6 protein-coding genes are annotated in these 6,271 nt (G+C 64.9%); all 6 read right to left on the reverse strand.

Annotated elements, in window-relative coordinates:
* Positions 1-1,228, reverse strand: a 1,228-nt coding sequence (gene fmdA, locus IPV08_RS24105; RefSeq protein ID WP_056422266.1) for a formamidase, incomplete at its 3' end; no start/stop codon positions are given.
* Positions 1,229-1,342: 114 nt separating this feature from the next.
* A complete protein-coding gene (locus IPV08_RS24110) occupies positions 1,343-2,359 on the reverse strand; it encodes an alpha/beta fold hydrolase (RefSeq protein WP_207414353.1) in 1,017 nt (338 codons plus the stop codon).
* Between the two features lie 53 nt (positions 2,360-2,412).
* Positions 2,413-3,102 (reverse strand): urea ABC transporter ATP-binding subunit UrtE, encoded by a 690-nt coding sequence (urtE, locus tag IPV08_RS24115; RefSeq protein WP_207414360.1) that lies wholly within the window; start codon positions 3,100-3,102, stop codon positions 2,413-2,415.
* A gap of 77 nt (positions 3,103-3,179) precedes the next feature.
* The gene (gene urtD / locus IPV08_RS24120; protein ID WP_018041704.1) at positions 3,180-3,965 is read right to left on the reverse strand and encodes an urea ABC transporter ATP-binding protein UrtD; all 786 of its coding nucleotides are present in this window, start codon (positions 3,963-3,965) and stop codon (positions 3,180-3,182) included.
* A 14-nt stretch (positions 3,966-3,979) separates the two neighbouring features.
* Entirely contained in the window at positions 3,980-5,146 is a 1,167-nt protein-coding gene (gene urtC / locus IPV08_RS24125) for an urea ABC transporter permease subunit UrtC (RefSeq protein WP_207414355.1), read from the reverse strand.
* A gap of 13 nt (positions 5,147-5,159) precedes the next feature.
* Positions 5,160-6,086, reverse strand: coding sequence for an urea ABC transporter permease subunit UrtB (gene urtB / locus IPV08_RS24130; protein WP_207414358.1), 927 nt, complete (start codon positions 6,084-6,086; stop codon positions 5,160-5,162).
* Positions 6,087-6,271: the final 185 nt, after the last annotated feature.

Below are 6,271 nucleotides of genomic sequence, written 5' to 3' on the forward strand. Positions count from 1 at the left end.
AAAGATCCGGCGAGAGCGGCATCTGGATCGAGCCGTCGATATGCTTGATCGGCCCGTCCGCACCTGGATTGATGTCGAAGTCGAAGATCTTCGTCGGAATCCAGAGCGTGGCGCAGGCGTTGGGGATGTCGACGACGCCGGAGATGTGGCCCTGGACCGGGGCGGTGCCGAGGATCGAATAGGCCTGGGCGCCCGAATAGCCGAACTTCTTCAGGTATTCGATGGCGTTGAGGCAGGCCTGGCGGTAGGCCACGGTCACGTCGAGGTAATGCTGCTTGCCGTATTCATCGACGGAGATGCCCTCGAAGATCAGGTGATCGTCGAATTTGGGCGTCATCGGCGACGGCTTGAAGATCGGGTTCTTGATCCCGTATTTCGACATGCCGTCCTTGATCAGGCTGACCTTGAGATGGACCCAGCCCGCCATCTCGATGGCGCCGCAGAAGGTGATCTCGCCATCGCCCTGGCTGAAATGCAGGTCGCCCATGGAGAGGCCGGCGCCCGGAACGTAGACGGGGAAGTAGATCTTCGAGCCGCGCGACAGATCCTTGATGTCGCAATTGCCGCCATGCTCGCGGCCCGGCACCGTGCGGGCGCCTTCCGCCGCGGCCTTGTCCTTCGCCTCGCCCTTGAGCCGGCCCATATGGGCGGTGGGGCCGAAGGGCAGGGTGGCGAGCGCCGGCACCCGGCCGGGATTGGTGTCGTAGAGCGCCTTCTCGCGGGTGTTCCAGGTGTCCAGCATCTTCGGATCGGGCAGGCAGCCGATCAGGCCGGGATGGATCAGGCCGGGGAACCGCACGCCGGGGATGTGGCGCGACTTGGTGAACATGCCCTCGAAATCCCAGATCGACTTCTGCGCCTGGGGGAAGTGTTCGTCGAGGAAGCCGCCGCCGTTCTTCTTGGAAAAGAAGCCGTTGAAGCCCCACTGGCTCTCGGGCTTGGCGCCGATATCGAGGAGATCGACCACCAGGAGATCGCCGGGCTCCGCGCCCTCGACGCCGATGGGGCCGGAGAGGAAGTGGACGATGGACAGGTCGATGTCGCGCACGTCGTCGGCGGAATCGTTGTTCTTGATGAAGCCGCCGGTCCAGTCATAGGTTTCGACGATGAAGTCGTCGCCGGGCTTGACCATGGCCACCATCGGAATGTCCGGGTGCCAGCGATTGTGGACCATGTCGTTGTCGTAGGCCGACTGCGTCAGGTCGACCTTGATCAGGGTCTCAGCCATCGTTGTTCGACTCCCTCTGGCGTGACCGGGGCGTGCGCCCCGTTTGGGCCGGCCGGCTCATCCGGCGGGCCGTAGACGATGGCCGGCGGCGCCCTTGGCGGCGCGGCCCGGCGTTCAGCTCGCGAGCAGCTCTTTGAGCGCGGCGTCGAGCGTGGCGATGTCGTCGGGGCTGGTGCCGGGGCCGCCGGCGAAATGGCCCCACCAGGTCTCGATGACCCGCAACTCGGCGTTCGGCATCGATTCCGCCTCGATCCGGTTGTCCTCCGGCGGGAAGTACAGGTCGGTGGAGGCCGGCATCAGGATCGCCTTGGCGCGGATCGCGGCAAGCGCAGCCTTGGTATCGCCCTTGAAGACCGGATTGGCGCCGATATCGCCGTTCTGCCAGGTCCAGAGCATGGCCAGCAGATCGTTGGCATCGCGGGTGTAGAACAGGCCTTCCCAGAACCCGACGAGGAAATCCTCCAGGGACGCGTAGCCCATATGGGTCAGGTCGGCTTCGATCCGGTAGAAGGTCTGCGACAGGCCCCAACCGGCATAGACCCGGCCGAAGGCGCGCAGCCCCTTGTTCGGCGGCGAGGTGTACCAGCCCTCCGCGAAAGCGGCGTCCGCCTGCAGGGCGGCTTTCGCCCCTTCGAGGAAAACGAAGTTGTGCCGCGAACACTTGGCCGAACCCTGAAACGGCAGGATGCGCGGGACCATGTCGGGATAGAGCGCGCCCCAATGGTAGGTCTGGAGCGCACCCATGGACCAGCCCGTCACCAGCACCAGCGTCTCGATGCCGAAATGCTCGGTGACGAGGCGGTGCTGGGCCACGACGTTGTCGTAGGCCGTCACATTGGGAAAGCGCGGCCCGTCCCAGGGGGCCGGCGTGTTGCTCGGCGAGGACGAGAGCCCATTGCCGAACATGTTCGGGATGATGATGAAGTATTTGTCCGGGTCGAGGGCCTTGCCCGGCCCGATCAACCATTCGTTCTCCGTGTGCTGGCCCGAATACCAGGTCGGATAGACGATGGCGTTGTCCTTGGCCGCGTTCAATGTGCCGAACGTCTTGAAGGCGAGCTTGGCCTTGCGCAGCGTCTTACCGCATTGGAGCACATAGTCGCCGAGTTCGAAGATCTCGTAATCCGCCATGGGGGCTCCCTGGAGCTGTGTTGCGGAACGGCGGGCGGATGCTGCCCCGGCGATCAGACCGAGAGGAAGCGGGCGACCTGTGCCTCGTCGATATCGGCCCGCATCGCCTCGTGGACGATGTTGCCGTTTTCGATGACGAGGACCCGGTCGGCGACGTCGAGGGCGAAGCTCAGCACCTGCTCCGAGACCACGATGGAAAGGCCGCGCTCGTCGCGGATCTTCTTCAGGGTCCGTCCCATCTCCCGGATGATCGAGGGCTGGATACCTTCGGTCGGCTCGTCGAGGAGGAGCACCTTCGGCCGGCTGGCCAGCGCCCGCGCGATGGCCAGTTGCTGCTGCTGGCCGCCGGAAAGGTTGCCGCCGCGTCTTGCCTTCATTTCCAGCAGGACCGGGAACATCGTGTATAGATCCTGCGGAACCTTGCGCTCCTTGGTGACGGTCAGGCCCGTCTCGATATTCTCCTGCACCGTCATGGCCGAGAAGATCATCCTACCCTGCGGCACATAGGCGAGGCCGCCCGCCACGCGCTGGTGACTCTTGAGGGCGGTGATGTCCCGGCCGTCGACGGTGATGGTGCCGGACTTCACTGGGACGATCCCCATCAGGGTCTTCATCAGCGTGGTCTTGCCCATGCCGTTGCGGCCCATCACGGCGACGATCTCGCCGGGTGCGATGCTGATGTCGAGGCCGTGCAGCACCTCGCTCTGGCCGTAGGCCGAGTGCAGGTCGCGGATCGCCAGCATCGGCTGAGCCCCGAGAGCGGGCGCCGGCGGGAGGGTAGCCGAGGCGGAACTGGTCTGAAGCATGGCGCCGGTCCTGTTCAGTGGCCGAGATAGACTTCGATGACCTTCGGGTCGTTCTTCACCCGCTCCATCGAGCCTTCGGAGAGCACCTTGCCCTGGTGCAGCACGGTGACCCGGTGGGCGATGTCCTCGACGAACTTCATGTCGTGCTCGATCACCAGCACCGAGCGGCCGACGATGATCTGGTTGAGGAGTTCGGCGGTCTTGATGCGCTCGCCGACGCTCATTCCGGCCACCGGCTCGTCAAGCATCAGGAGTTCGGGGTCCTGGATCAGCAGCATGCCGATCTCGAGCCATTGCTTCTGGCCGTGGCTGAGGAACTCGGCCCGCTCTTTGAGCTGATCTTTCAGGAAGATCATGGTCGCGACTTCGTGGATGCGGTCGCGGACCTCGGCATCGCGTTTGAAGGTCAGCGCGCCCCACACCGTGCGGCCGCGGGGAAACGAGATCTCCAGATTCTCGAACACCGTGAGGTCGTCGTAGATCGACGGCGTCTGGAACTTGCGGCCGACGCCGGCCTGGACGATGGCGCTCTCCGAGATCTTGGTGAGTTCCTGGCCCTTGAACTTGATCGACCCGGCGCTGGCCTTGGTGCGCCCGCAGATCAGGTCGAGCACCGTGGTCTTGCCGGCGCCGTTGGGGCCGATGATGACGCGGATCTCGTTGGGATCGACGTAGAACGACACGTCGTTCACCGCCTTGAAGCCGTCGAAGGAGACGGTGAGGGCTTCCACCGAGAGGAGGAAGTCCTTCGCGTCGGGGGATTCGCCGATGATCGGCGAGCTCAGGATGGCGGCGTTCATCGTCAGTCTCGCTCCTATTCGGCGGGGGTGCCGTGGGGGACGGGCGCACCCACCGGCGCCAGGGCCTTGACCTTGCGGGTCAGGCGCGGCTCGACATAGCTGCGGTAGATGCCGGCCAAGCCGTTGGGGAAGGCGAGCACGACGGCGATGAACAGGGCGCCGAGGCCGAAGAGCCAGAGTTCGGGGAAGCTCTCCGAGAAGGTGGTCTTGGCCCAGTTGACCAGAAGCGTTCCCCAGACGGCGCCGAACAGGGACAGGCGCCCGCCCACGGCGGCGTAGATCACCATCTCGATGGAGGGCACGATGCCGACGAAGGACGGCGACATGAACCCGACCTGCAGGGTGAACATCGCGCCGCCGATGGCGGCGAAGCCGGCCGCGAGGCAGAAGGCGAAGACCTTGAACCCGGCCACGGAATAGCCCGAGAACCGGACCCGGTCCTCCTTGTCGCGCATGGCGAGGAGGATGCGCCCGAGCTTGGCCTTCTTCACGTATTGCGCCGCCAGGATGCAGCCGAGGAGCAGGCCGCCATTGACGAAGTAGAGGATGAACTTCGCGCTGTCGGTGCGGATGTCCCAACCGTGCAGGGTCCGCAGGTCGGTGATGCCGTTGATGCCGCCGGTATAACCCTGCTGGCCGACGATGAGGATCGTCAGGATGGCGGCGATGGCCTGGGTGATGATGGCGAAGTAGGTGCCGCCGACCCGGCGGGTGAACATCGCGAAGCCGATGATGAAGGCGAAGAACACCGGCACGGCCACGACGAGGATCAGCGTCAGCGGCAGGCTCTGGAACGGCTTCCACATCAGGGGAAGTTCGGTGATCTGGTTCCAGTCCATGAAGTCCGGGATGCCCGGCGTCGACTGGATCTTGGTGTTCTCGACGCTGGAGGCTTCGAGCTTCAGGTACATGGCCATGCAATAGCCGCCGAGCCCGAAGAACACGCCCTGTCCGAGAGACAGGATGCCGGCATAGCCCCAGCACATGACGAGGCCCAGCGCCACGAAGGCGTAGGTGAGATACTTGCCGACGAGGTTGAGGCGGAACGCGTCGAGGGTCGCCGGCAGGACGAAGAGGATGAGGCCGGCGAGGAGCGCGAGGCTCACCCACTCCATCGGCTTCATGAAGGGATTGTCGTTCACGGTGAGCGACTTCGACAGGGTCTGGACGGGGCTTGTCATCGGGATGGCCTCCTCAGCGCCGGACCTTGAGGGTGAACAGACCCTGCGGGCGAACCATCAGGATCCCGACGACGGCGAGCAGCGTCAGAACCTTGGCGGTGGAGCCGGACAGGAAGAATTCGAGGGTCGACTGGGTCTGCGAGATCGAGAAGGCCGAGGCGATGGTGCCGAGCAGGCTCGCCGCGCCGCCGAAGACGACGATCAGGAAGGTGTCGACGATGTAGAGCTGGCCCGATGTCGGCCCGGTGGAGCCGATCATGGTGAAGGCCGAGCCGGCCACACCGGCGATGCCGCAGCCGAGGCCGAACGTGTAGCGATCCACCTTCTCGGTATCGATGCCGACCGCGCCGGCCATGGGGCGGTTCTGCATCACCGCACGCACCTGCTGGCCGAAGCGCGAGCGGTACATCAGCAGGCCGACGCCGACGGTGATGAGAGTCGTGATCGCCATCACGAAAAGGCCGTTGATCGGCACCTCGATCGTGTCGGTGACCTGGACCGAACCGATGAGCCAGGAGGGCAGCTCGACGCCGACTTCGCGGGCCCCGAAGATGGTGCGGTAGGCCTGCTGCAGGATCAGCGACAGGCCCCAGGTGGCGAGCAGCGTATCGAGGGGGCGCTTGTAGAGATGCCGGATGAGCGTCCATTCGACGATCATCCCGAGGGCTCCCGAGGCCAGGAAGGCCAGGATCATCGCCACGAAGAAGTAGATACCGAACAGGCCGGGCAGGTGGGTCTGGAAGAAGGTCGAGCACAGATAGGTGACGTAGGCGCCGAGGATCATGAACTCCCCATGCGCCATGTTGATCACGCCCATCTGGCCAAAGATGACCGCGAGGCCGAGCGCCATCAGCACGTAGACCGAGAACAGGATCAGGCCGGCGAAACCCTGCATCGCGAAGATCGCGCCGAGATCTCCGAGGGAATAGTCACCGAGCATGTTTTCGACCTTCCGAAGAATCCGACGTCTGCTTTGCAAGCATTGGGCCGATCAGCCGTGGCGCGGCGCGACCCGAAAGGGCGCGCGCCCTCCCCCTTGTGGGGAGGGCCGGGGTGGGGGTGGCTCATCGCATCGCCCCTCCCTCGTCGGCCCATTGGCACCCTCCGCGCCCCGCTCCCTCCGCG

The organism is Methylobacterium sp. SD274 (assembly GCF_017355285.1).
In the GTDB taxonomy this organism is placed as follows: Bacteria; Pseudomonadota; Alphaproteobacteria; order Rhizobiales; family Beijerinckiaceae; genus Methylobacterium.

What these genes read in the sequence shown, in the direction of transcription:
- IPV08_RS24110 (WP_207414353.1), bottom strand. Translation starts at nt 2,359, where the DNA reads ATGGCGGATTACGAGATCTTCGAACTCGGCGACTATGTGCTCCAATGC.
- urtE (WP_207414360.1), bottom strand. Translation starts at nt 3,102, where the DNA reads ATGCTGGCGATCCGCGACCTGCACTCGGCCTACGGCCAGAGCGAGGTG.
- urtD (WP_018041704.1), bottom strand. Translation starts at nt 3,965, where the DNA reads ATGAACGCCGCCATCCTGAGCTCGCCGATCATCGGCGAATCCCCCGAC.
- urtC (WP_207414355.1), bottom strand. Translation starts at nt 5,146, where the DNA reads ATGACAAGCCCCGTCCAGACCCTGTCGAAGTCGCTCACCGTGAACGAC.
- urtB (WP_207414358.1), bottom strand. Translation starts at nt 6,086, where the DNA reads ATGCTCGGTGACTATTCCCTCGGAGATCTCGGCGCGATCTTCGCGATG.